The organism is Azospira restricta (assembly GCF_016858125.1).
GTDB lineage: Bacteria > Pseudomonadota > Gammaproteobacteria > Burkholderiales > Rhodocyclaceae > Proximibacter > Proximibacter restrictus.
The window spans coordinates 346579-369367 of record NZ_CP064781.1 but is presented as its reverse complement, the minus strand read 5'-3'; the positions used below and the strand labels follow the sequence as shown (position 1 = coordinate 369367).

Below are 22789 nucleotides of genomic sequence, written 5' to 3'. Positions count from 1 at the left end.
TTGGCCCATGCACCGACGACATTTCCTGTTCGCCTTCGCCGGTATGCTGCTCGCCGCCTGCGGCAGCGTGCCGCCGGCGCTGCGCGCTGCGCGCGGGCATTCCGAGCGCGGCCGCGAGGCGGTGATGTTCGCGCTGTCGCTGCTCGACACCGGTTACCGCTTCGGCGGCAAGAACCCGGACGCCGGGCTCGACTGCAGCGGCATGGTGTCCTACATCTTCGACCGCGCCGCCGGCCTGCGCGTCAGCGGCAGCGCCGCCGACATCGCCCGCCAGGGGCGACCGGTCGAGCGGCACGAGCTGGTACCCGGCGACCTCGTCTTCTTCAACACGCTGAACCGGCCACTGTCGCACGTCGGCCTCTATATCGGCGACGACCGCTTCATCCATGCGCCATCTGCAGCCAGCGGCCGCGTGCGCATCGACCGGCTGTCGAGCGGCTATTTCGCGTCGCGCTTCGACGCCGGCCGCAGCTATTTCGACTGAACTCGACGCCATGGTCGAAAATTCTCTGACGCGGCTGCGCGCCGCCATCGACCGGCACGCCGCCGGCGACGATCCGCTGCCGCTGTTCGCCGCACTGTTCGCGGCGATCCGCCCGCGCCGCGCCGACGACGCTGAGGCCGCCGTCGCCGGCTACGACGCGCTGCTCGACCTGCTCGCCGCCGACGACGCGCGGCGCGGCGCGGTGCGGCGCCAGCTGGCGCGCCTCCTGGCCTCGCGCCGGCTGGTCGGCTTCCTCGCCGACAGCGGCATCCTGCCGCCGACCGGCTTCTTCACCGAGCTCGCGCGCATCGTCAGCCACCGCCTACTGCCCGAGCTGCCGGACGCAGGCGAGATGCAGGACGCGCTGCACGTCGTCTTCCACCGCCGCGACGACTGGCGCTGGCTGGCGGCGATTCCCGCCGACCGCTCGCTGCGCTTCTGGCGCCTGCTCGCGCCGCTGCAGGCGATGGCGCCGGCCGAGCGCGCCTGGCTCGCCGAGCAGATCGCCGAGGCGATGCTGGTGCTCGCGTACCGCATCAGCGCCTTCGAGGTCGAACGCGATTTTCGCCGCCTCGACGAGCAGCTCGCCGGCTACACGCAGGCCTTCCGCGCCGTCGCCGGCGAGGCGCAGCGCTTCGCCGACGCGTGGCGGGCGGCGCTCGAAACCGGCACGCCGCCGGCCGAGGACGAGCGCCAGCTGCTGGTGCTGATCGACCAGTGCGAGACCATGCTCGAGCGCGCGCACCGCGCGGCGATGCGCTTCGGCACCAGCCTGGCGCTGACCTTCTCGCTGCGCCGCACGGCGCAGAGCCTGCACCGGCTGGCGGTGCTGGTGCAGCTGATGGGCAGCCAGGCGCACGACGAGGCGGGCGGGAACGGCAGCGACAACGGCAGAGCAATGGCGCTCGAACGCTGGAACGAGCTGACGCGCGCGGCGCTGCGCGCCGAGAACCAGCGCAACAGCCTGCGCCAGCACCTGTCGCGCGGCATGAGCCTGCTCGCGCTGCGCGTCACCGACAACGCGGCGAAGACCGGCGAGCACTACGTCACCGAGACGCGCCCGGCCTACTGGCGGATGTGGCGCTCGGCGATGGGCGCCGGCGCGATCATCGCCGTGCTCGCGCTGCTCAAGATCTTCGCCGGCAAGCTGGAGATCGCGCTGTTCGGCCACGCCTTCATCTACAGCATGATCTACGGGCTGGGCTTCGCGCTGATCTACATGCTGCACCTGACCATTGCCACCAAGCAGCCGGCGATGACCGCGCAGACGATCGCCGGCTACCTCGGCGACGCCCGCCTCGGCAGGGCGCAGGACCTGGAACGCATCGTCGACCTGATCGCCGCCGTCAGCCGCAGCCAGATCGCCGCCATCGTCGGCAATGTCGCCGTCGCGCTGCCGCTGGCGATCGGTCTGTCGCTGCTCTGGCAACGGCACTTCGGCGAAGCGATGGTCGCCGTCGAGAAAGGCGCGCACCTGCTCGCCGAACTCGACCCGCTCGGCTGGGTGCTGCCGCACGCGGCCATCGCCGGCGTCTTCCTCTTCTTCGCCGGCATCCTCTCCGGCTTCTTCGACAACCTCGCCGCGCACTCGCGCGTCGGCGAACGCGTCGGCCGCCTGCGCTGGCTGCGCCGCGTCGCCGGCGAGCGCGTCGCGGCGCGCGTCGGCGGCTACGTCGACAACCACCTCGGCGGCCTCGCCGGCAACTTCCTGTTCGGCTGCATGCTCGGCTCGGCCGGCACGCTCGGCGTCATCTTCGGCCTGCCGATCGACATCCGCCACATCGCCTTCTCGTCGGCCAACCTCGGCTACGCGCTCGCCGCCTTCGACTTCGCGCTGCCGGCGACGACGGTGCTGTGGGCCGCGCTCGGCCTGTTGCTGATCGGCGTCGTGAACCTCGCCGTCAGCTTCAGCCTGGCGTTGTGGATGGCGCTGCGCGCACGCGGCGTCGAGTTCCGCCAGACGCGCGAGCTGCTGCGCCTGCTCGGGCGGCGCCTGCGCGCCGCGCCGCGCAGCTTCGTCGCGGCGCCGGCCGCCGAGCCGCAGGCCTGACGCGGCGGCGGGCTGCCGCCGGCCGCCGGCGGTGCCATACTGTCGGCATGTTCCTCACGGCCGCCGTCCCGCCGCGGCCACCGAGACCATGCCTGCGCCCGGACTGAGCATCGCCCGCCTCGACCCGCCGGCCGCCCTCGCCCACCTCGGCAGCGGCGTCGACGGCCTGCTGCCGGCGGAAGCCGCGCGGCGGCTGGCCGAGTTCGGGCCGAACCGCGTCGCCGCGGCGCCGCGCCGGCCGCTGGCGCTGACCTTGCTGCAGGAATTCACCAACTTCTTCGCGCTGATCCTGTGGCTCGCCGCCGGACTCGCCTTCTTCGCGGCGTACGCCGATGCCGCCGCCGGCATGGCCGAGCTGGGCACGGCCATCGTCGGCGTCATCGTGGTCAATGGCGCCTTCTCGTTCTGGCAGGCCTACCGCGCCGAGCGCGCGCTGGCGGCGCTCTCCCGGCTGCTGCCGCAGCGTGTCGGCGTCCGCCGCGGCGGCGCGGTCGAGGAGATCGACGCCGCCGCGCTGGTGCCCGGCGACCTCGTGCTGCTCGCCGAGGGCGACCGGGTACCGGCCGACTGCCGCGTCGTCGAGGGCTGGGGCGTGCGCGCCAACCTGGCCACGCTCACCGGCGAATCGCGGCCGCGGGCGCGCGCTGCCGACGCCGAAGCGGGTGGCGACGACCCGCTCGCCGCGCACAACCTGCTGCTCGCCGGCACGCTGGTCGTTGCCGGCGAATGCAGCGCCGTCGTCTACGCCACCGGCATGCGCACCGAGTTCGGCCGCGTCGCCCACCTGACGCAGACCGCCGGCGAGACCGAGTCGCCGCTGCAGAAGGAGATCCGCCGCGTGTCGCGGCTGGTCGCCGCGCTCGCGCTCGGGCTGGGCGTCGTCTTCTTCTTCGTCGGGCAGGCGATCGGCCTGCCGTTCTGGGCCAACTTCATGTTCGCCATCGGCATCATCGTCGCCAACGTGCCGGAGGGGCTGCTGCCGACGGTGACACTGTCGCTGGCACTGGCGACGCAGCGCATGGCGAAGCGCAACGCGCTGGTGCGCCACTTGCCGGCGGTCGAGACGCTGGGCAGCGCGACGGTGATCCTCACCGACAAGACCGGCACGCTGACGCAGAACCGCATGCAGGTGCGCGAGCTGTTCCTCGGCGGCCGCCACCACCTCGCCGCCGAACGTTGGCCGCCGCCCGGCGACATCCGGCTGCGCGCGGTCGCCGGCCTCTGCCACAGCCTGAAGTTCGTCGACGGGCAGCCGTCCGGCGACCCGATGGAAGTCGCGCTGTGGCAGTTCGCCGGTGCGCTGCCCGAGTTCGGCGAGCGCGTCGGCGAGATCGCCTTCGACGCCGAGCGCAAGCGCATGTCGGTGCTCACGCGCGAGGCCGACGGTCGCCGCCACCTGTGGTGCAAGGGGGCGCCGGAAACGGTGCTGCCGTGCTGCGCGACCTGGCTCGACGGCCACGCGTCGCGGCCGCTCGATGCCGCGGCACAGGCGCTGTTCCGGCGCGCGCAGGAGGACCTCGCCGACCGCGGCCTGCGCGTGCTGGCGCTGGCCTGGGCGCCGCTCGCCGGCGATGGCGAGGCGATGGAGGAGGGGCTCGAACTGTGCGGCCTGATCGGGCTCGAGGACCCGCCGCGGCCGGACGTGCACGCAGCGGTGACGCGCTGCCACGAGGCCGGCGTGCGCGTGATCATGATCACCGGCGACCATCCGCGCACGGCGCTGGCGCTCGGCCGCGAGGTCGGCATCGTGCGTGCGGCGGCGCCGGCCGTGATCAGCGGCGGGCAGCTGCGGGAGATGGGGCCGGCGGCGCTGCAGCTCGCGCTCGACGCGCCGCAGGTGCTCTTCGCGCGCGTCAGCGCCGAGCAGAAGATGCGGGTCGTCGAGGCGCTGCAGGCCAAGGGCGAGATCGTCGCCGTCACCGGCGACGGCGTGAACGACGCGCCGGCGCTGAAGACCGCCGACATCGGCATCGCCATGGGGCTCGCCGGCACCGACGTCGCGCGCGAGGCGGCCGACATCGTGCTGCTCGACGACCACTTCGCGACGATCGTGAACGCGATCGAGGAAGGGCGCGCGGTGTTCGACAACCTGCGCAAGTTCCTCACCTACATCCTGACCTCGAACATCCCCGAGATCGTTCCCTACCTCGCCTTCGTGCTTTTCCGCATCCCGCTGCCGCTGACCGTGATCCAGATCCTCGCCGTCGACCTTGGCACCGACATGCTGCCGGCGCTGGCGCTCGGCGCCGAGCCGCCGGGCCGGGACGTCATGCGCCGGCCGCCGCGGCCGCGCGGCGAGCGCCTGCTGTCGTGGCCGCTGCTGGCGCGGGCCTACGGCTTCCTCGGCCCGCTCGAGGCGCTGGCGGCGATGGCCGCCTTCTTCTTCGTGCTCGGCGCCAGCGGCTGGAACTGGGGCGAGATGCCGGCGGCCGACGACCCGCACTACCTGCAGGCGACCACCGCCTGCCTGATGGCGATCGTCCTCGCCCAAGTCGCCAACGTCTTCGCCTGCCGCCACCCGCTGCTGCCGGCCTGGCGACTGCCGTTCGCCGGCAACCGCCTGCTGCTCGCCGGTGTCGCGGTCGAGCTCGCGCTGCTGCTGGCGCTCGTCTACACGCCGTGGGGCAACCGCCTGTTCGGCACGGCGCCGCTCGCCGCCGAGGCCTGGCTGTTCGCGCTGCCGTTTGCCGCGCTGCTGTTCGTCCTCGAGGAGGCGCGCAAGGCCTGGTGCCGCCGGGGCGCCTAGGCGCGCAGCGCGGCGACGATCTCCCAGCCCTCGAAGCCGAGCACCAGGAACCAGATCACGATGCAGATGCCGACGGCGGCCGCGGCGATGTCCTTGATCACCTTGATCCGCTCGTCGTGCCGTGCCTCGACGAAGTCGCACAGCGCCTCGATCGCGCTGTTCAGCATCTCGGCGACGAGCACCAGTCCGGTGGCGATGACGACGAGCAGGAAGTCGACCCACTCGCGCAGCAGGAAAGTGCCGACCAGGACGAGCGCCGACAGCGCCAGCTTGTAGGCGACGCTGAAGTCGTACAGCGCCGCGTAGCGCAGCCCGGAGAGCACGGTCGCGATCTTGCGCAGCGGGTGGTAGCCGGGCTCGCCGGTGCCGAGGAACTTGTTCCTCATGCCGCCGGTCGCCGGAAAAGACGCAGGCCGGCGAGCGCGACGACGGCGCCGAGCAGCCAGCCGGCGAGCACGTCGCTCGGCCAATGCACCTGCAAATGGAGTCGCGACAGGCCGACCAGCGCGGCGGCGGCGAGCAGCAGCGGGAGCGCCGGGCGTCGCCACGGCGCCGGCAGCAGCGCGCCGGCGAGCAGCGCAAAGGCCATCGCCTGCGCCGCATGCGCGCTCGGGAAGGAGGCGTCGGCGGGCAGCGCGACCAGCGCCTCGTGCAGCAGCGGACGCGGGCGGTCGACGCCGATCTTCAGCGCGTGGCAGAGGGCGGCGGCGGCGAGCAGTGCGCCAGGCAGCGCGAGACGTCGGCGGTCAGGCGTGCGCCAGGCGAGCAGCAGCGCGAGCGGCAGCAGCAGCCACAGCGAACCGAGCCAGGTGACGGCGACGAAGAACGCGTCGACGAAGCCGCCTCGTGCCGCGGCGAAGCCGGCGAGCAGCGCGGCGTCGAGATCGGCGATCACGGCGCGAACTTCCTCGGCCGCAGTACGCCGACGTCGCTGGTGAACAGCACCATCGCGTAATCGGCGTAGTAGCGTTCTTCGAGGTGGTGGGCGATGGCTTCGGCGGTGCGCCCGTCGCACAGCACCTCGACGCGGATGTTGGCGCCCGGCGGCCAGGCGGCGTCGCGGACGCCGTGCGCCCCGCTGCCGCGCGCGTCGGTGATCGTGTAGCCGGTCGCGCCGAGCGTGCCGAGGTCGGCGACGAGATCGTCCTCGAGCGAGGCTTCGCAGACGACGGTGAGCAGCGTGCAGCGGGCGATCGGGACGCTCATGCAGGAACTCCTTGGAGATGGCGGGCCAGCGAATGGTAGAGCGGAATGCCGAGCAGCAGGTTGAACGGGAAGGTGATGCCGAGCGCGGTGCCGATCGACAGCGCCGGATTCGCCTCCGGCACGGCGATGCGCATCGCTGCCGGCGCCGCGATGTACGAGGCGCTGGCGTAGAGCGTCGCGAGCAGTGCGGCGCCGCCGACCGAAAGACCGAGCAGCGTGCCGGTGAGCGCGCCGAGGGCGCCGGCGGCGACCGGCATCGCCACGGCGAAGGCGAGCAGGAAGGCGCCCGCGCGGCGCAGCTCGCCGAGCCGGCTGGCGGCGACCAGCCCCATCTCGAGCAGGAAGAAGGCGAGCATGCCCTTGAACAGGTCGAAGAACATGCGGTCGAGCGGGCGGATGCCGTCCGCGCCGGCGGCCCAGCCGATCAGCAGGCCGCCGACGAGGAGCAGGATGCTCTTGCCGGCGAACACCTCGTGCAGCACCCGCCGCCACGGCGTCGCCGCGTTGCCGCCGCGGGCGAGCAGGACGCCGATGACCAGCGCCGGGAATTCGAGCAGCACGAGGAAGACGACGAGGTGGCCTTCGGCACTCTCGTTGCGGCCGGCTAGCCAGGCGCCGGCGACGGCGAAGGTGACGACGCTGACCGAGCCGTAATGGGCGGCGATCGATGCCGCATCCGCGCGCGCGAGGCCGCCGAGGCGACGCAGCACCGGGAAGGCGGCGAGCGGGATCAGCGCGGCGACGGCGACGACGGCGGCCGCCTGCCCGAGCAGCTCGGCGACCGGGTGGCGGGAGAGCTCGACGCCGCCCTTGAGGCCGATCGCCAGCAGCAGGAAGATCGACAGCGATTCATAGAGGACGCCCGGGATCTTCAGGTCCGAGCGCAGCAGCCCGGCGGCGGCGCCGAGCAGGAAGAAGAGGATGACGGGTTCGAAGGGCATGGGGATGGCGGCGGAGGCGAGGGATGGCGGCGGCGCGGTCTTTTCCGGGGTAGCGGGACGTCGTCGACGTCCGCGCCGCGGCCGGGCGCACTATCCCGTTTCCTTTGAATAAATTCCAATTAAACTATTTGTTGATATGGATTTATAAAAGCTTATTCATGCCGCGCCGTCGCATCACCTTCCGCCAGCTGCAGACCTTCGAGGCCGTCGCCCGCCACGCCAGTTTCTCGAAGGCGGCGGAGGCGCTGCACCTGACTCAGCCGGCGGTGTCGATCCAGATCCGGCAGGTCGCCGAAGCGGTCGGGCTGCCGCTGTTCGAGCAGCACGGCCGCGAGATTTCGCTGACCGCCGCCGGCGAGGAGCTGCTCGCCGCGGTGCGCCGGCTCGACGACGTCTGGAACGGCTTCGAGTCGGCGATCGACGCGCTGAAGGGGATGCGCCGCGGCAAGCTGCGCGTCGCGCTGGTGACCACCGCCAAGTACTTCCTGCCGCGCATGCTCGGCGCCTTCTGCCAGCGCTATCCGGACATCGACATCGAGCTCGAGATCGCCAACCGCGAGCGCATCGCGCAGCGGCTGCGCGACAACCGCGACGACCTGTACATCATGTCCTACCCGCCGGAAGACCTCGACATCGTCGTCCATCCCTTCCTCGAGAACGAGCACGTGGTGATCGCGCCGCCAGCGCACTGGGCGGTCGGCCGCCGGGTGACGCTGGCCGCGCTGGCCGGCGAATCCTTTTTGCTGCGCGAGGCCGGCTCCGGCTCGCGGCACGCGATCGACCAGCATCTTGCGGCGAGCGGCGCGCACCTCAAGGTCCGCCTCTCGCTCGCCAGCAACGAGGCGATCCGCGCGCTCGTCGCCAGCGGCATGGGGCTCGCCGTGCTGTCGCGGCACGCGCTCGGCGACGCCGTCGAGCGCGGCGAAGTCGCCGTGCTCGACGTCAAGGGGTTCCCGCTGCGCCAGCCGTGGCGCGTCGTGCATCTGCGCACCAAGCTGTTGCCGTTGCCGGCGCAGGCCTTCCTCGCCGCGCTGCTGGCCGCGGGCGAGGCGGCCGGGCCGCCGCCCCGCTGAGCGCCGCTGCAACCTTTCGCGGCGATCCCGGTCAATCGGGAGCCATGCTGACCCGCGCCTTCGTTCCCCTCGCCGCCGCCCGCTTCGACCACCACTTCGCCCGCCACCTGCCCGGCGAGTCCGGCCCGCCACGGCAGCCGCGCCCGGTGCACGGCGCCTGCTGGTCCGACGCGCCGCCGACGCCGGTGGCGGCGCCGGCGCTGCTCGCCTGGTCGGACGAGCTGGCGGCGACGCTCGGGCTGGCGCCGCCGGACGACGCGGCGGCGGTCGCCGACGTGCTCGCCGGCAACCGCCTGCTGCCCGGCATGCGCCCGATCGCCGCCTGCTACGGCGGCCACCAGTTCGGCCAGTGGGCCGGGCAGCTCGGCGACGGCCGCGCGATCGTCCTCGGCGACCTCGTCGCGCCCGACGGGCAGCGCTGGGAGATCCAGCTGAAGGGCGCCGGCCTGACGCCGTATTCGCGCCGCGCCGACGGCCGCGCGGTGCTGCGCTCGTCGTTGCGCGAATTCGTCTGCAGCGAGGCGATGCACCACCTCGGCGTGCCGACGACGCGCGCGCTGGCGCTGGTCGGCAGCGGCGAGCCGGTGCTGCGCGACATGTTCTACGACGGCCGCCCCGCAGCCGAGCCGGGCGCGATCGTCACCCGCGCCGCGCCGTCCTTCGTGCGCTTCGGCAACTTCGAGATCTTCGCCGCACGCAGCGACCACGAGCGCCTGCGGCTGCTCGCCGACTACGTGATCGACCACTACTTCCCGGAAATCGGCGGCGGCGGCCCCGCGCGCTACGCCGCATGGTTCGCCGAGGTCGCGCGGCGCACCGCGCGATTGATGGCGCACTGGCTGCGCGTCGGCTTCGTGCATGGGGTGATGAACACCGACAACCTGTCGATTCTCGGGCTGACCATCGACTACGGTCCGTTCGGCTGGCTCGACGTGTTCGACCCGGACTTCACGCCGAACACCACCGACCAGGGCGGGCGCTATGCCTACGCGCAGCAGCCGGCGGTCGCGCAGTGGAACCTGCTGCGGCTGGCCGAGGCGTTGCTGCCGCTGGTCGAACGCCCGCAGCTGCTGGAAGCCGGCCTCTCCGGCTACGGCGACGCCTTCGAACGCGAATGGGGGCGGCAGGCGCGCGCCAAGATCGGTCTTGCCGACGCGGCGGGCGACGCCGACGACACGCTGGTCGCCGCGCTGTTCGGCCTGCTGCCGCTGACCGAGGTGGACACCACGCTGTTCTTCGGTGCGCTGGCCGAGGTCGATCCGTCGCGGCTGCCGGAAACCGGCCTGCCGCCGGCGCTGGCACCGGCCTTCTACGCGCCGGAGGCGCTGCCGGCGGCCTTCATCGACGGGTTGCGCGACTGGCTTTCCGCCTACGCCGCGCGCCTGCGCAGCGACGGCGTCAGCGACGCCGGCCGCCGTGCGTGCATGGCGGCGGCCAATCCACGCGTGATCCCGCGCAACTACCTGCTGCAGGAAGCGATCGACGCCGCCGCCGGCGGCGACCTGGCGCCACTCGCGCGGCTGCTGGCGGCGATCCGCGCGCCTTACGGCGAACGGCCGGAGCACGCCGGCTTCACTGCCCGTCGCCCGGAGTGGGCGCGGCACGCGCCGGGCTGCGCGGCGCTGTCGTGCAGTTCGTGAGTCAGCGGGAAAGCAGGGGTTCGACTGCGCGCTCCAAGTCGCGCAGCCGGAACAGGCCGGCGTGCGCGGCGCGCACGCGGCCGTCGCGGTCGAGCACGTAGAGGCGGGGCAGGCGCTCGTTGGGCAGCGGCCCGAGGCCGTGTTCGCCGAGGATCAGCTGCGGGAAGTCCAGCCGCTGCTCGGCGGCGTAGGCGCGCAAGCGTTCGGCGTCGCGCAAGGTCGAGATCGCCAGCGTGCGCACGCCGCGCGCGCGGAAGGCGGCGTCGAAGCGCTGCAACTCGCCGACCGACTTGCGCGCGGCGAGCGAGTCCGGCGACCACAGGAAAAGGACGGTCACCGCGCCGGGCGCGACGGCCGGCGCCAGCCGCTCGCCGGCCAGCGTTTCCGCCTGCAGCGGCGGCAGCGTTGCCGGCGCGTCGGCCGCGGCCGATGCTGCCGTCAGCAGCGCCAGTGCGGCGAACAGCACGCGGCCGCGGCGGCGGAGCGTCATCGCCGTCGGCGATTACTTGACGGCGATGCTCGCTTCCTCGAGCAGCAGCGGGTACAGGTAGCCGGCGCCGAAGTCGCGGTTCAGCGTGACCTTGCCGCTGACGGCGACCTGCTGGCCGACCTGCGCGGTGTCCTTGCTGGTGACGATCAGGTTGTTGCTGCCGGCGGCGGCGTCGCCGCTGCCGTCCTGCACATGCACGAAGTTGCGGCCCATGATGCCGTTGTTCACCTTGACCACCTTGCCCTGGACGCTGACGGTCTTGCCGGCGAGCGCGGCCTTCTCCTGATGGACGGCAGCGACGGACTTCTGCGGTGCGTCGGCGGCGACGGCGGGCAGGGCGGTCAGCGCGGCGACGGCGAGGGAGGCGGCGGCGAGGATGTTGCGCATGCGGATTCTCCGGAGAAAAGTCGTGGTTGGCCGACCATTCTACTCCCCGGCGGCGGCGCGCAGTCGCTCGGCGGCGCGCTCGGAGATCACCAGCACCAGCTTCATCATCGCCCGCGTCGCGCCGACGAAGAGCTTCCGTACCGCCTTGTCGTCGAGCGCGTCGAAGTCGATCTCGGCGAACACCACCGCCGGCGCCGACTGGCCCTTGAAGCGGTACACCGACTCGATCAGCACGTCGCCCTCGGAGAACACCGGCGCGCCGAGCAGGTCGTACTCGCTGGTGAAGCGGCGCATCGTGTGCGGGCCGATGCGGTCGTAGGCGAGCAGCCGCGAGTTGTTGCGGCCGCTGTAGCTGACCACGGCGACGTCCTCCTTGCGGAAGCCGGCCGAGTAGCACAGGCGGATGCCTTCCTTCAGCGCCTGCAGCAGCGACGCGTCGTCGCGGTAGGTGAGGATCTCGACCTCGCCGGCGTCGATCGGCGACGCCGCCTCGATCGGCATCTCCGGCGGCAGCAGCGGCTGCAAGAGGCGCACCACCGGCCGCGGGCAGCGGAAGTTGGCGAACGAGCGCAGGCCGACCCAGCCGTCCAGCGGCACCGGCTCGCGCGCGTAGAGGTTCTGCAGCGGGTCCTCCAGCCACAGCAGGCGCGCGTCGTCGCGCGCGTGGCGGAAGATCTGGTCGCGCCATTCGGCGTGGAAGTCCTGGCCCTCGTCGACGATCAGCGTGTCGAAGCGCCAGGCGTCGTCGACCGGCAGCGCCGCCGCGTCCTCGACCAGGCGCTCGAAGGCGCCGGGCCGGCTGAAGTCGGGCGGCTGGCCGGCGGCGCGCAGGCGCTGCTGGCAGAAGGCGTGGAAGGTGCCGATCAGCCCGCCCTCCGGGGCGATGGCGCGGAAGTGGTCGGCCAGCGGCCGGTTGTAGCAGAGGTAGAGCGGGCGGCCGCCGCGCTCCAGCGTCGCGCGGTATTCGGCGAGCGCCAGCTGCGTCTTGCCCGAGCCGGCGGTGCCGGTGACGCGCAGCCGGAACGGCGCGAACTCCAGCTGCCGCGCCCAGTGCGCGAGGCCGCCGGAGATGCGCCCGACCAGCGCGCGGGCGCGGCCGATCAGCGCGCTGACGTCGGTCTCGAGCGAGATGATGTCGCACAGGAAGCGGTGCACCTTCTGCGCCTCGGGCGAGGGCTCGCCCGCCGGCAGCACGGCCGCGATCAGCGCCGGCAGCCGGTCGCGGCGCTCGGCGTCGACGATGCGCTCGGGCGCGAGACCGGCGCTGTGCGGCTGGCGCACGCGGTAGTCGGGGCAGTAGAAGAGGTAGTCGATGCTCGCCGCCGGCGCGTCCGGGCGGGCGTTCAGCTTGCCGCGCAAGGCGTCGACGTTGCGCGCCAGCTGCGCGACGACCGACTTGGTTCGTCCCGGGTAGCGCTTGACCAGCCCTTCCGGCGTCTCGTCGAGGAAGCCGGCCTTCTGCTCGATCACCAGCAGCTGGCCGGCACGGTTCATGACGATGAAGTCGATCTCGCCGAACACCGAGTAGCCGCGTTCGAGGTTGGTCCAGTGCACCGCGTGGTAGACGCTGTAGTCGTCGGGAAGCGCGTCGGCGAGCCGGGCGAGGGTCTCGATCTCGCGCTGCGCGGCGCCGGTGGCGGCGAGCTCGCGCCAGCCGTCGGGGAGGATGTGGGCCATGGGTTCGGAAGCTTCCTGCCGTCGATGTTGGCGCCATCGTAGGGCAAAATGCGCGGGCCTCAAACGCTTTCCGGAACCCTGCCATGACTCTCGCCGCCGTCGACCTGCCCCGCGCCTACCGCCTGCTCAACCACGGCCCGGTGACGCTGGTCTCCAGCGCCCACGCCGGCCGCCGCAACCTGATGGCGGCGGCGTGGACGATGCCGCTCGACTTCGACCCGCCGAAGGTGGCGGTGGTGGTCGACCGGAGCACCTTCACGCGCGAGCTGATCGCCGCCTCCGGCAGCTTCGTGCTGAACGTGCCGTGCCGGGCGCAGGCGGCGACCGTGCTCGCCGTCGGCTCGTGCAGCGGCCGCGATCCCGAATGCCGGGGCGACAAGTTCGCGCACTTCGGGCTGGCGACGCGGCCGGCGGCGCAGGTCGAGGCGCCGCTGCTCGCAGGCTGCGTCGGCTGGCTGGAGTGCCGCGTGCTCCCCGAGGCGCACAACGAGCTGCGCTACGACCTGTTCCTCGCCGAAGTCGTCGCCGCCTGGGCCGACCCGGCGGTGTTCGCCGACGGCCGCTGGCACTTCGAACGCGCGCCGGACGACCGGCGGACGCTGCACTACGTTGCCGGCGGCGCCTTCTACACCACCGGCGAGGGTCTCGAGATCGGCGGCGCGGAGTGAACCGCGGCGCTAGTCGTCCTCGTCCTCGAGGTCGATGAACACCGGCGGCGGTCGCTCGAGGATCCGCCACGCCGCCCGCTGGTCCTCCGGCAGCGGCTCCGGCGGCTGCGGCTCGGTGGCCGGCGCCGTCCGCCGGACGCGGGCGCAGGTCGCTTCCAGCACCGCGCCGTCGGCGCTGCCCGGCGCCGGCACGTAGTAGCGCAGCACTTCGGCGCGCGGCTCGAACGAGCCGGACAGGCCGCGCGTGATCACCGCCATCGCCGCGCGCGAGCAGCGGATCGCCCACAGCGTACGCCGCTCCGGCGGGCCGTCGCCCGGCAGCCAGGTCCATTGCTGCGCCGGTTCCGGCAGGTAGAGCGTGCGCTCCCAGATCTCGTGGCGGCGACCGCGTTCGCGCAGGCTGGCGAGGTCGATGCTGACCTGTCCGGTCGGCCACGACATCGTCGGCGCGATGTCGCCGAGGTACAGCCAGCGCTCCTCGGCGCCGGCGACGCCGGCAGCACCGGCGAGCGCCAGCGCGCAGAGCAGGGCGCTGCGGCGGCACCGGGCGGCAAGAGGCGTGTCCATGGTTTGCAGGGCGGTCGGCATAGGTCGCGCCTGCACAGTGTAGATGGCCTGGCGGCGAAGTGTGCGGCGGATCGCTCGGCTACAATCCGTGGCATCGCGCCGGCGTCGCCGGCGCACGCCAGGGAGCGCGACATGATTGCCGGCATCAGGGAATTCTTCAGCCAGTTCATCGAACCCGGCGCCCGCCCGGCCGAGGCCGACGGCGAGAAGGCGCTGCAGCTTGCCACCGCCGCGCTGCTGGTCGAGATGATGCGCATGGACCGGGAAATCGCCGACGCCGAGCGCGAGTCGGTGGTCGCCACGCTGCGCCGCGAGTTCGCCCTCGATCCCGCGCAGCTCGCGGCGCTGCTGGCGCTGGCCGAGGAGGAGGCGCGCCAGGCCAGCGGCTACCACCAGTTCACGTCGCTGATCAACACGGCCTGCGACGCGGCGCAGAAGGTGCGCATCGTCGAGAACCTGTGGCGCGTCGCGATGTGCGACGGCCACCTCGACGCGCACGAGGCGCACCTGATGCGCAAGATCGCCGACCTGCTGCACGTCGGCCACGCCGACTACGTCGCCGCCAAGCAGCGGGCACGCGAAGCGACCGGGCTGGCGCCGGGCTGAAAAGCGAAAGGGCCGGCTCCTTGCGGAACCGGCCCTCTGATTTGTTCTTGGCGCGCCCGAGACGATTCGAACGTCCGACCCCTGCCTTCGGAGGGCAGTACTCTATCCAGCTGAGCTACGGGCGCGCGGAAAGGGCGTCAAGGATAACGGGTTTCGTCCGCCGCGTCCAACTTGACCCTTCTGGCAGCAGGGGGAAGGGCGATATAATCAATGCCTTAGATCAACAATCATTAAAGGAAACACCCCATGGCAGAGAAACCCCACTCCTCCACGTCGATCATGTACGTGGTCATCGCCGTCGCCGTGCTGCTGGTCGTGGCGCTGGTGCCGCTGTCGAGGCTGGGCAAGGGTACGGCCCCGGCCGGCACCGGCAGCGACGACGCCGACCAGCGCATCCAGCCGGTCGCGCGCGTCGAATTGCAGAAGGCGGCACCGGCCGCCAGTGGCAAGCCGCGCGACGGCGCCGCGGTGTACGGCACGGTGTGCCAGGCCTGCCATGCCGCCGGCGCCGCCGGCGCGCCGAAGACCGGCGACAAGGCGGCGTGGGCGCCGCGCATCGCCAAGGGGACGGCCGAACTGGTGAAGAGCGTGATCAACGGCAAGGGCGCGATGCCGCCGAAGGGCGGCGCCGCCGATCTCAGCGACGCCGAAGTGAAGGCCGCGGTCGAGCATCTGGTCGGCCTCTCCAAGTAAGCGGGCGGCCGCTCGACAAAAAAGGGGATGCCAGCGGGCATCCCCTTTTTGCTGGCACCGCCGGATTACTTCTTGGCTTCGGCCGGCTTCGCGGCGGCCGGGGCAGCCGCTGCCGCCGGCGTGGCGGCCGGCGCGGCGGCCGGAGCGGCGTCGGACTTCTTCTCGACGCCCTTCGCTTCGCCCTTGGCCTTCGGCGTCTTCTTGCTTTCCTTCTTCATCTCCGGCTTGGCGGCATCGGCCTTCTTTTCGGCGGCCGGCGTCGCAGCCGCGGCCGGCGTCGCGGGAGTGGCCGGGGTCGCCGGCTTGGCGGCTTCGACCGCGGGTTTCGCCGGCGTGGCCGGGGTTGCCGGCGTCGCCGGGGTCGCGCTCTGGGCGAGGGCGGCGGTACCGAAGGCGGCGGCGATGGTGAGGGCGATGATCTTCTTCAGCATTTGAATCTCCTTGACGTGGGTTGATTGTGCTTCCCGGCCGGATCGGTCGTTTTCGTTCCGGCCTTGCAGCGAACAACGCGGCGGGTTGCCCGCCGGTAGTCAGGAGTTGGGTAACTTGCTGTAACGTAATGTGATCGCACGGTTTAAAATCGTTAATCAAACGCGATCGAACAAACAGCGGGGGAGGCGGGATGGGACGACAGGCGTATCGGCACGCGATGGCGGCGGCATGGCTGCTGGCCTGCGGCATCGGCGATGGCCGCGCCGTGGTGGCCGACCTGACGGCGCTGCCGATCGAGCAGCTGATGCAGGTCGAGGTGCAGAGTGCGTCGAAGTTCCGGCAGCAGGCGATCGACGCACCGGCGGCGGTGTCGGTGGTTACCGCCGACGAAATCCGCCGCTTCGGCTATCGCACGCTGGGCGAAGTGATCGCCTCGCTGCGCGGCGTCTATGTTTCCTACGATCGTTATTTCAGCTACGTCGGCGTGCGCGGCTTCGCCCGCTCGGGCGACTACAACAGCCGCATCCTGCTGCTGGTCGACGGCATCCGCCAGAACGACAGCGTCTTCAACCAGGCGATGGTCGGCAGCGAGTCGCCGCTCGACGTCGATTTGATCGAGCGCGTCGAGTTCGTGCCGGGCGCCGGCTCGTCGGTCTACGGTTCGAACGCCTTCTTCGGCGTGATCAACGTCATCACCAGGAACGGCAGCGACTACCGCGGCAGCGAGGCGGCAGCCGCTGCCGGCAGCTACGGCACCGGCAAGCTGCGGCTGACGCACGGCGCCGTGCGCGATGACGGGAGCGACTGGCTGCTGTCCGCCAGCGGCTACTACCAGCGCGGCCAGGACCACCGCTATCCGGCGCACGGCGGTCGTGCCGACGACCTCGACGGCGACCGCAGTGGCTCGTTCTTCGCCAAGCTGCGCAGCGCAGAGCTGACGCTCGGGCTGATGGCAGGGCGCCGCACGAAGGAGAATCCGACGGCGTCGTTCGGGCAGGTGTTCAATGCCCGCGGTTCCGAGTCGGTGGACGAAAGCGCGTCGTTCAGCGCCGAGTACCGCAAGGCGCTCGCGCCCGAGCTGGCGCTGAGCGCGCGCGGCTATGCACAGGAATACCGCTACCGCGGCGACTTCATCTACGGGCCGCCGCTCTACACCAACCGCGACGAGGCCGAGGGGCGCATGTGGGGCGGCGAACTGCAGCTGACCAGCACGCACTTCCGCGGCCACCGCATCGTCGCCGGCGCCGAGTACCGCCGCGATACCGGCATCCGGCAGAAGAACTTCGACGTCGCGCCCTACGCCTCCTACCTCGATTCGCGCACCGACGGCCATACGCAGGGCCTCTACCTGCAGGACGAGATCGCGCTCGGCGAGCGCGTGCTGTTCAACGCCGGCGTGCGTTACGACCATATCGACGATGCGCCGAGCGCCTCCAGCCCGCGCCTCGCGCTGATCTACAAGCCGCTGCCGCAGACCGCGGTGAAGCTGCTCTACGGCGAGGCCTACCGGCCGCCGAACGCGTTCGAGCGGCATTACGCGACCGACACGCCGAGCGGTTATCGTACCAACCCGGCGCTGAAACCGGAGACGATCCGCAGCCGCGAGCTGGTGCTCGAGCACGCGCTGTCGCCGCAGCAGCGCGTGGTTGCCAGCGTCTACCGCAACGACGTCGAGGACCTGATCGTGCAGCAGTACGATGCGGTTGCCGACCGCTTCTATTTCGCCAACGTCGCCAGCGTGCGCGCGCGCGGCGTCGAGCTGGAGTGGAGCGGCCGCTTCGCCGGTGGCCTTGCGGTACGCGTCGGCGCCAGCTGGCAGCGTGCCGAGGACGGCGCGAGCGGCGAACGCATCACCAATTCGCCGGCGCGCCTGTTCAAGGCCAACCTGACCGCGCCCTTCCTTGGCGAGCGCCTGCTCGCCGGCGTGGAGGTGCAGGCGATGTCCAGCCGCAAGAGCGAGGTGCGCGGCGAGGCGCCCGGCTTCGCCATCGCCAACCTGACGCTGGTCGCGCCGCGGCTGGCGCGCGACCTGGAAGTCTCGGCCACGCTCTACAACCTGTTCGACCGGCGCTACTACGATCCGGCGGGCAGCGAGCTCGATCCGATCGACCGCGTCGAGCAGAACGGGCGGAACTTCCGCCTGAAGCTGAGCTACCGTTTCTGAGATCGCGCCGGATGCGCCCCGCCTCCCTGTTCCGTCGGCTGCTCTGCGCCAGCGCGGCCGTCTTCGCCGCGGCGGCGGGGGCGCAGGCGCAGCAGGTGCCGGAGCACGACCTGAAGGCGGCCTTCATCTACAACTTCGTGCAGTTCACGCAGTGGCCGAAGGATACGCTGAAGGGGCCGTCGCTGACCGTCTGCGCCAGCCAGGGGTCGGCGCTGTACATGGCGCTGCAGGCAGTCTCCGGCAAGGTGGTGAATGAGCGCAGGATCGTGCTGCTTCCGCTCGCCGATGCGAACGCGGGCGATTGTCAGGTGGTCGTCGCCACCGAGGGCGACCGCCCGCGCGTGGCGGCGATCCGCCGTGCCAGCGAGGGCGGGGCGGTGCTCACCGTCACCGACGACGCCGACCTGATCCGCGAGGGGATGATGATCGGCATGGCGGTCGATGCCGGGCGGATGTCGTTCATCGTCGACAACACGCGCGCCGGGCGGGCCGGATTGGTCATTTCGTCGCGCCTGCTGCGTCTCGCGAAGAGCGTGCAATGATGCGCGACGACCATTCCCCGCATTCGCCGCGGATCAGCTATCGCCTGCTCTTCGCCAGCGCGATGGCGGCCGGCGCGGCACTGCTGTTGGCGGTGGTGCTGCTGGTCATCGTCGAATTCTTCACGTTGCGTAGCGCGCTGCTCGAGGACTCGCGCGTCAAGGCGGCGGTCGTCGCCGACAACCTGTCGGCGGCGCTGGTCTTCCGCGACTCACAGACCGCCGCGGAAATCGTCGGCAGCCTGCGCGCGTCGCCGATCGTGCTCGGCGCGGTGCTGGTCGATCAGGACGGCGCGCGCCTCGCCGCCTATCCGCCGGATTTCGCCGAGGCGGTGCCGGCGGTGGGCGAACTGGGCGATAGCGACCACCGCTTCCGCACCTCGCGGCTGGAGCTGGTGGCGCCGGTGACGCACCAGGGGGCGCTGCTCGGCCGTGTTTACGTGGTCATCTCGATGTCCTCGGTCGAGCGCCGGCTGGGCATCTACGCGCTGTCGTCGGCGGCGGTGGCGGCGATCGCGCTGCTGCTCGCCGTCGGCCTGCTGTCGCGCGTGCGCCAGTCGGTGCGCCAGGCCGAGCAGAACCTGCGCCACCTGGCGCACGTCGATCCGGTGACCGGGCTGGCCAATCGCAACGCCTTCAACGAGCGGCTGGAGTTCGCGATCGACGAGGCGGCCAGCTTCGACGAGAACGTCGCAATGCTGCTGCTCGACCTCGACAACTTCAAGCAGGTCAACGACACGCTCGGCCACCAGGCCGGCGACGAGCTGCTGCGCATGGTGGCGCAGCGCATCCTGCGCTCGCTGCGCCGCGACGACATCGTCGCCCGGCTCGGCGGCGATGAGTTCGCGGTGATCCTGAAGGGGCTGTCGGCGCGCAGCGAGGCGACGCAGGTTTGCGCCAAGCTGATCGAGAGCATCGGCCAGCCCTTCCCGATCGAGGGGCAGGACTTCTTCGTCACCGCCAGCATCGGCGTCGCCTTCTTCCCGGAGGACGCCGAGGACAGCCGGACGCTGATCCGCAACGCCGACACCGCGATGTACCAGGCCAAGGTCGCCGGCAAGAACGTCTTCGAACTGTTCGTGCCGGCGATGAACCTCAACGTGAAGAAGCGCGTGTCGCTGGAGAGCAGCCTGCGCGGCGCGCTGCAGGGCGGCGAGCTGGCGCTGCACTACCAGCCGAAGGTCGACCTGATGCGCCGCCGGGTACTCGGCTTCGAGGCGCTGCTGCGCTGGCACAGCCCGGAGCACGGCAACGTGTCGCCGGCCGATTTCATCCCGATCGCCGAGGACAGCGGCCTGATCGTGCCGATCGGCGAATGGGTCATCACGCAGGCGCTGAACGACCTGCGGCGGTGGAACGACGGCCGGCGCGACAAGCTGCACGTCGCGGTCAACCTGTCGACGCGGCAGCTGCGCGTCGACGACATCACCCGTCGCATCGCGCAGTTGATCGCCGACTGCGCGGTGCCGGCCGACTGGCTGGAGCTGGAACTGACCGAATCGATGGTGATGGAGAACGTGCACGCGCAGATAGAGACCTTCCAGCAGCTGCAGGCGCTGGGGGTGAAGCTGGCGATCGACGACTTCGGCACCGGCTACTCGTCGATGAGCTACCTGAAGCGGCTGCCGATCGACACGCTGAAGATCGACCGCAGCTTCGTCGGCGACCTGCCGAAGGACCAGAACGACCTGGCGATCGCGACGGCGATCATCGCGCTCGCGCACAGCCTCGGCCTGACGGTGATCGCCGAGGGCATCGAGACGACAGCGCAGGCGGAGGCGCTGCTCAACCTCGGCTGCGATCTCGGCCAGGGCTACCTGTTCGCGCGCCCGATGCCGGCGGCGCAGGTGGCGCAATACCTCGCCGCCAACGCCTGATCAGGATTTCGCGCCGGACAGCAGCGCCTTCATCGCCGCCAGCCGGGCGCCCGACGAGGCCTTGTCCGGCTCGCCGCCGGCCGCCTTGCCGCCGGAAAAGCGCAGGTCGTCCTTGCCCATCTCGGCGATGAAGCGCGACGGCTCGCACGGGTTCCATTCCTTGCCCGCCGGCCGCCGCTCGCAGTGCGTGACGTGCAGGCTGCGTTGGGCGCGGGTGATGCCGACGTACATCAGCCGGCGCTCCTCCTCGATCTTTACCGGGTCCTGCGACTCTCGGTGCGGCAGCAGGCCTTCCTCGATGCCGACCAGGAAGACGTGCTTGTATTCGAGGCCCTTGGCCGCGTGCAGCGTCGACAGCTGGACGCCGTCGAAATCCGACTCGCCCTTGTCGAGCAGGTTGATCAGCGCGATCGTCTGCGTCAGGTCGATCAGGGTCTTCTCGTCCTCTTCGCCCTTCCTGGTCAGCCAGGCGGTGAACTCCTGCACGTTCTTCCACTTGCTGTCGGCGGCGCGCGGTTCCTCGTGGTCGTACAGCCAGGTCTCGTAGCCGATGGCGGCGAGCAGGTCGGGCAGTACCTGCCCCGGCGGTTCCTTCTTCGCGCGCCATTCCATGCGGTTGATGAACTCGCAGAATTCGAGCAGCGGGTCGAGCTGGCGCGAAGCGACGCGGTGCGCGAAGCCCTCCTCGAAGACCGCGGCGAACAGCGAAATGTGGCGCTCGCCGGCGTAGGTGCCGAGTGCCTCCAGCGTGCTGCCGCCGACGCCGCGCTTGGGCGTGGTCACGGCGCGGATGAAGGCCGGGTCGTCGTCGGAGTTGGCCAGCAGGCGCAGGTAGGCGGTGATGTCCTTGATCTCGGCCTTGTCGAAGAAGGACTGGCCGCCGGAGAGCAGGTAGGGCACCTTCTGGTTCCTCAGGTACTGCTCGAAGATGCGTGCCTGGTGGTTGCTGCGGTAGAGGATCGCGTAGTCGGAGAAGGTCGTGCGGTGCTCGAACTTGTGCGCCTGCAGCTTCATCACCACCGCTTCGGCCTCGCTCTCCGGATCCTTGCAGGCGGTGACGCTGATCAGGTCGCCCATGCCCAGGTCGGACCACAGCTTCTTCTCGAACAGCTTCTCGTTGTTGGCGATCAGCGCGTTCGCCGCCTTCAGGATGCGCACCGTCGAGCGGTAGTTCTGCTCGAGCTTGACCAGCTTCAGGTTCGGGTAGTCGCGCGGCAGGCCGCGCAGGTTCTCGATGTCGGCGCCGCGCCAGCCGTAGATCGCCTGGTCGTCGTCGCCGACCGCGGTGAACATCGCGCGAGGGCCGGTCAGCAGCTTCAACAGCTTGTACTGGCAGGCGTTGGTGTCCTGGTACTCGTCGACGAGGATGTAGCGCAGCCGGTTCTGCCACTTCTCGCGCACCTCGGGGTGCTTCTCGAACAGTTCGACCGGCAGCATGATCAGGTCGTCGAAGTCGACCGCCTGGTAGGCCTTCAGCGTCGCCGCGTAGTCGCGGTAGGCGCGCGCGGCGAGCGCCTCGGTGTCGTCCTGCGCCAGCTTCACCGCCATGTCCGGCGTGACCAGCGCGTTCTTCCAGTTCGAGATGACGTTCTGCAGCTTCCGGATGGTCGCCTTGTCGACGCTGCCCGCGAGGTCGGAGACGATGCCGTAGCAGTCGGTCGAGTCGAAGATCGAGAAGTTCGGCTTGTAGCCGAGGACCTTCGCCTCCTCGCGCAGGATGCGCACGCCGAGCGCGTGGAAGGTGCAGATGGTCAGGCCGCCGGTCGAGGTGCCCTCGAGCAGCGTGCCGACGCGCTCCTGCATCTCCCGCGCCGCCTTGTTGGTGAAGGTGATCGCCGCGATGTTCGACGGCTTCATGCCGCATTCCTGGATCAGGTAGGCGATCTTGTGCGTGATCACCCGCGTCTTGCCCGAGCCGGCGCCGGCGAGGACCAAGAGCGGTCCGTCGAGGTAGCGGATGGCTTCGCGTTGCGGGGCGTTGAGGTGGGCGGACATCGGGCGGGAGGCGGCGGAAATGCGTCGGAGAAAAACGAAGCGCCCCGGCGGACCGGGGCGCGGCGCGTGAATCGTTCGCCGGATTCTACCGCAAGCCGCTCACGCCTGTTCGTCGACGTGGTCGGGCTCGACCAGCCGGCGCACTTCCGGCGCGATCGGCTGCAGCACGCGCAGCGCGTCCTCGCCGAGCAGGCCGATCTGCGCGACCAGCTGTTCGACGCCCGGCGCCGCCGCGTCGCCGTCGGCAAGCGGCCGGCGCTCGTCGGCGGCGTCGAGTTCCTCGCGCAGCGAGCGGCGGCGGTCGGCCTCGACCTCCCGCTCGAGCTGGACCGGCTGCACGGCGACGCGCGATTCCCGGCGCGGGCGCTCGGGGGCAGCGTAAGACGACGGCGGCGGCGAGGTGGTGGGACGGATGGCGGACATCGCGGACTCCGCGGCGGGGGACAAGTCATTAACGTCATTGCGTGCGCAAAGCTTTAGCGGCGTGCCGCCGCCAGCCCCGGCGGGGGCGGCGGTCATCGCCGCGAAATATTCCTTGCGCATTCTTTGCGCGG

General features: G+C 71.2%; 22 protein-coding genes and 1 tRNA gene. 11 read left to right on the top strand and 12 right to left on the bottom strand.

Features of this window, described 5'->3' with window-relative positions; all coding sequences use genetic code 11:
• Window positions 1-7 precede the first annotated feature (7 nt).
• The 3 genes from IWH25_RS01755 (at window position 8) to IWH25_RS01745 (ending at window position 5280) form a co-directional block, all read left to right on the top strand.
• Window positions 8-484, top strand: coding sequence for a C40 family peptidase (locus IWH25_RS01755; RefSeq protein WP_203387644.1), 477 nt, complete (start codon window positions 8-10; stop codon window positions 482-484).
• Between the two features lie 10 nt (window positions 485-494).
• On the top strand, window positions 495-2534 hold the full coding sequence (locus tag IWH25_RS01750; RefSeq protein WP_203387643.1) for a preprotein translocase subunit TatB: 2040 nt from the start codon (window positions 495-497) through the stop codon (window positions 2532-2534).
• 88 nt (window positions 2535-2622) lie between these two features.
• A complete protein-coding gene (locus tag IWH25_RS01745) occupies window positions 2623-5280 on the top strand; it encodes a cation-translocating P-type ATPase (protein WP_203387642.1) in 2658 nt (885 codons plus the stop codon).
• Here IWH25_RS01745 and IWH25_RS01740 read toward each other — a convergent pair.
• The 4 genes from IWH25_RS01740 to IWH25_RS01725 are packed head-to-tail and all read right to left on the bottom strand — an operon-like array spanning window position 5277 to window position 7427.
• Window positions 5277-5666: a diacylglycerol kinase gene (locus IWH25_RS01740; RefSeq protein ID WP_203387641.1), complete on the bottom strand. Its 390-nt coding sequence runs from the start codon at window positions 5664-5666 to the stop codon at window positions 5277-5279. The two genes, IWH25_RS01745 and IWH25_RS01740, sit on opposite strands and share 4 nt — an antisense overlap.
• On the bottom strand, window positions 5663-6175 hold the full coding sequence (locus tag IWH25_RS01735; RefSeq protein ID WP_203387640.1) for a phosphatase PAP2 family protein: 513 nt from the start codon (window positions 6173-6175) through the stop codon (window positions 5663-5665). The genes IWH25_RS01740 and IWH25_RS01735 overlap by 4 nt, the downstream gene beginning before the upstream one ends.
• Window positions 6172-6486 carry a P-II family nitrogen regulator gene (locus tag IWH25_RS01730; protein ID WP_203387639.1) on the bottom strand — a complete coding sequence of 105 codons (315 nt, stop codon included), beginning with the start codon at window positions 6484-6486 and terminating at the stop codon, window positions 6172-6174. Before IWH25_RS01730 ends, IWH25_RS01735 begins: the two co-directional genes overlap by 4 nt.
• Window positions 6483-7427, bottom strand: coding sequence for a sodium-dependent bicarbonate transport family permease (locus IWH25_RS01725; protein WP_203387638.1), 945 nt, complete (start codon window positions 7425-7427; stop codon window positions 6483-6485). Before IWH25_RS01725 ends, IWH25_RS01730 begins: the two co-directional genes overlap by 4 nt.
• Window positions 7428-7585: 158 nt before the next feature.
• Between IWH25_RS01725 and IWH25_RS01720 the strand changes: the two genes are divergently transcribed.
• Window positions 7586-8500 carry a LysR family transcriptional regulator gene (locus IWH25_RS01720; protein WP_203387637.1) on the top strand — a complete coding sequence of 305 codons (915 nt, stop codon included), beginning with the start codon at window positions 7586-7588 and terminating at the stop codon, window positions 8498-8500.
• Between the two features lie 44 nt (window positions 8501-8544).
• Window positions 8545-10140 carry a protein adenylyltransferase SelO gene (locus tag IWH25_RS01715; RefSeq protein WP_203387636.1) on the top strand — a complete coding sequence of 532 codons (1596 nt, stop codon included), beginning with the start codon at window positions 8545-8547 and terminating at the stop codon, window positions 10138-10140.
• Window position 10141: 1 nt separating this feature from the next.
• Here the strand turns inward: IWH25_RS01715 and IWH25_RS01710 are convergent, their stop codons facing one another.
• The 3 genes from IWH25_RS01710 to IWH25_RS01700 are packed head-to-tail and all read right to left on the bottom strand — an operon-like array spanning window position 10142 to window position 12694.
• On the bottom strand, window positions 10142-10630 hold the full coding sequence (locus IWH25_RS01710) for a TlpA family protein disulfide reductase (protein WP_203387635.1): 489 nt from the start codon (window positions 10628-10630) through the stop codon (window positions 10142-10144).
• Window positions 10631-10642: 12 nt separating this feature from the next.
• A complete protein-coding gene (locus tag IWH25_RS01705; RefSeq protein WP_203387634.1) occupies window positions 10643-11017 on the bottom strand; it encodes a single stranded DNA-binding domain-containing protein in 375 nt (124 codons plus the stop codon).
• 39 nt (window positions 11018-11056) lie between these two features.
• On the bottom strand, window positions 11057-12694 hold the full coding sequence (locus IWH25_RS01700) for an ATP-binding domain-containing protein (protein WP_203387633.1): 1638 nt from the start codon (window positions 12692-12694) through the stop codon (window positions 11057-11059).
• 83 nt (window positions 12695-12777) lie between these two features.
• Between IWH25_RS01700 and IWH25_RS01695 the strand changes: the two genes are divergently transcribed.
• Window positions 12778-13362, top strand: coding sequence for a flavin reductase family protein (locus tag IWH25_RS01695; RefSeq protein ID WP_203387632.1), 585 nt, complete (start codon window positions 12778-12780; stop codon window positions 13360-13362).
• Between the two features lie 9 nt (window positions 13363-13371).
• Here IWH25_RS01695 and IWH25_RS01690 read toward each other — a convergent pair whose 3' ends face one another.
• The gene (locus IWH25_RS01690; protein ID WP_203387631.1) at window positions 13372-13950 is read right to left on the bottom strand and encodes a hypothetical protein; all 579 of its coding nucleotides are present in this window, start codon (window positions 13948-13950) and stop codon (window positions 13372-13374) included.
• A 111-nt stretch (window positions 13951-14061) separates the two neighbouring features.
• On the opposite strand from IWH25_RS01690, the gene IWH25_RS01685 reads away from it, so the two are divergent.
• Window positions 14062-14535, top strand: a complete 474-nt coding sequence (locus IWH25_RS01685; RefSeq protein WP_203387630.1) for a tellurite resistance TerB family protein — start codon at window positions 14062-14064, stop codon at window positions 14533-14535.
• A 48-nt stretch (window positions 14536-14583) separates the two neighbouring features.
• On the opposite strand, the gene IWH25_RS01680 is transcribed toward IWH25_RS01685, so the two are convergent.
• Window positions 14584-14660 (bottom strand) — tRNA-Arg (locus tag IWH25_RS01680).
• Window positions 14661-14781: 121 nt separating this feature from the next.
• Between IWH25_RS01680 and IWH25_RS01675 the strand changes: the two genes are divergently transcribed.
• A complete protein-coding gene (locus tag IWH25_RS01675; RefSeq protein ID WP_203387629.1) occupies window positions 14782-15228 on the top strand; it encodes a c-type cytochrome in 447 nt (148 codons plus the stop codon).
• Window positions 15229-15293: 65 nt separating this feature from the next.
• On the opposite strand, the gene IWH25_RS01670 is transcribed toward IWH25_RS01675, so the two are convergent.
• Window positions 15294-15659, bottom strand: a complete 366-nt coding sequence (locus IWH25_RS01670) for a hypothetical protein (RefSeq protein WP_203387628.1) — start codon at window positions 15657-15659, stop codon at window positions 15294-15296.
• 191 nt (window positions 15660-15850) lie between these two features.
• On the opposite strand from IWH25_RS01670, the gene IWH25_RS01665 reads away from it, so the two are divergent.
• The 3 genes from IWH25_RS01665 to IWH25_RS01655 are packed head-to-tail and all read left to right on the top strand — an operon-like array spanning window position 15851 to window position 20240.
• Window positions 15851-17824: a TonB-dependent receptor plug domain-containing protein gene (locus IWH25_RS01665; protein WP_203387627.1), complete on the top strand. Its 1974-nt coding sequence runs from the start codon at window positions 15851-15853 to the stop codon at window positions 17822-17824.
• Between the two features lie 11 nt (window positions 17825-17835).
• Window positions 17836-18366: a YfiR family protein gene (locus IWH25_RS01660; RefSeq protein WP_203387626.1), complete on the top strand. Its 531-nt coding sequence runs from the start codon at window positions 17836-17838 to the stop codon at window positions 18364-18366.
• Entirely contained in the window at window positions 18363-20240 is a 1878-nt protein-coding gene (locus tag IWH25_RS01655) for a putative bifunctional diguanylate cyclase/phosphodiesterase (RefSeq protein ID WP_203387625.1), read from the top strand. The genes IWH25_RS01660 and IWH25_RS01655 overlap by 4 nt, the downstream gene beginning before the upstream one ends.
• On the opposite strand, the gene IWH25_RS01650 is transcribed toward IWH25_RS01655, so the two are convergent.
• Both IWH25_RS01650 and IWH25_RS01645 read right to left on the bottom strand, forming a co-directional pair.
• Window positions 20241-22235, bottom strand: coding sequence for a UvrD-helicase domain-containing protein (locus tag IWH25_RS01650; RefSeq protein ID WP_203387624.1), 1995 nt, complete (start codon window positions 22233-22235; stop codon window positions 20241-20243). It abuts the gene before it with no gap.
• 99 nt (window positions 22236-22334) lie between these two features.
• Window positions 22335-22658 carry a hypothetical protein gene (locus IWH25_RS01645; RefSeq protein WP_203387623.1) on the bottom strand — a complete coding sequence of 108 codons (324 nt, stop codon included), beginning with the start codon at window positions 22656-22658 and terminating at the stop codon, window positions 22335-22337.
• Between the last annotated feature and the right edge of the window lie 131 nt (window positions 22659-22789).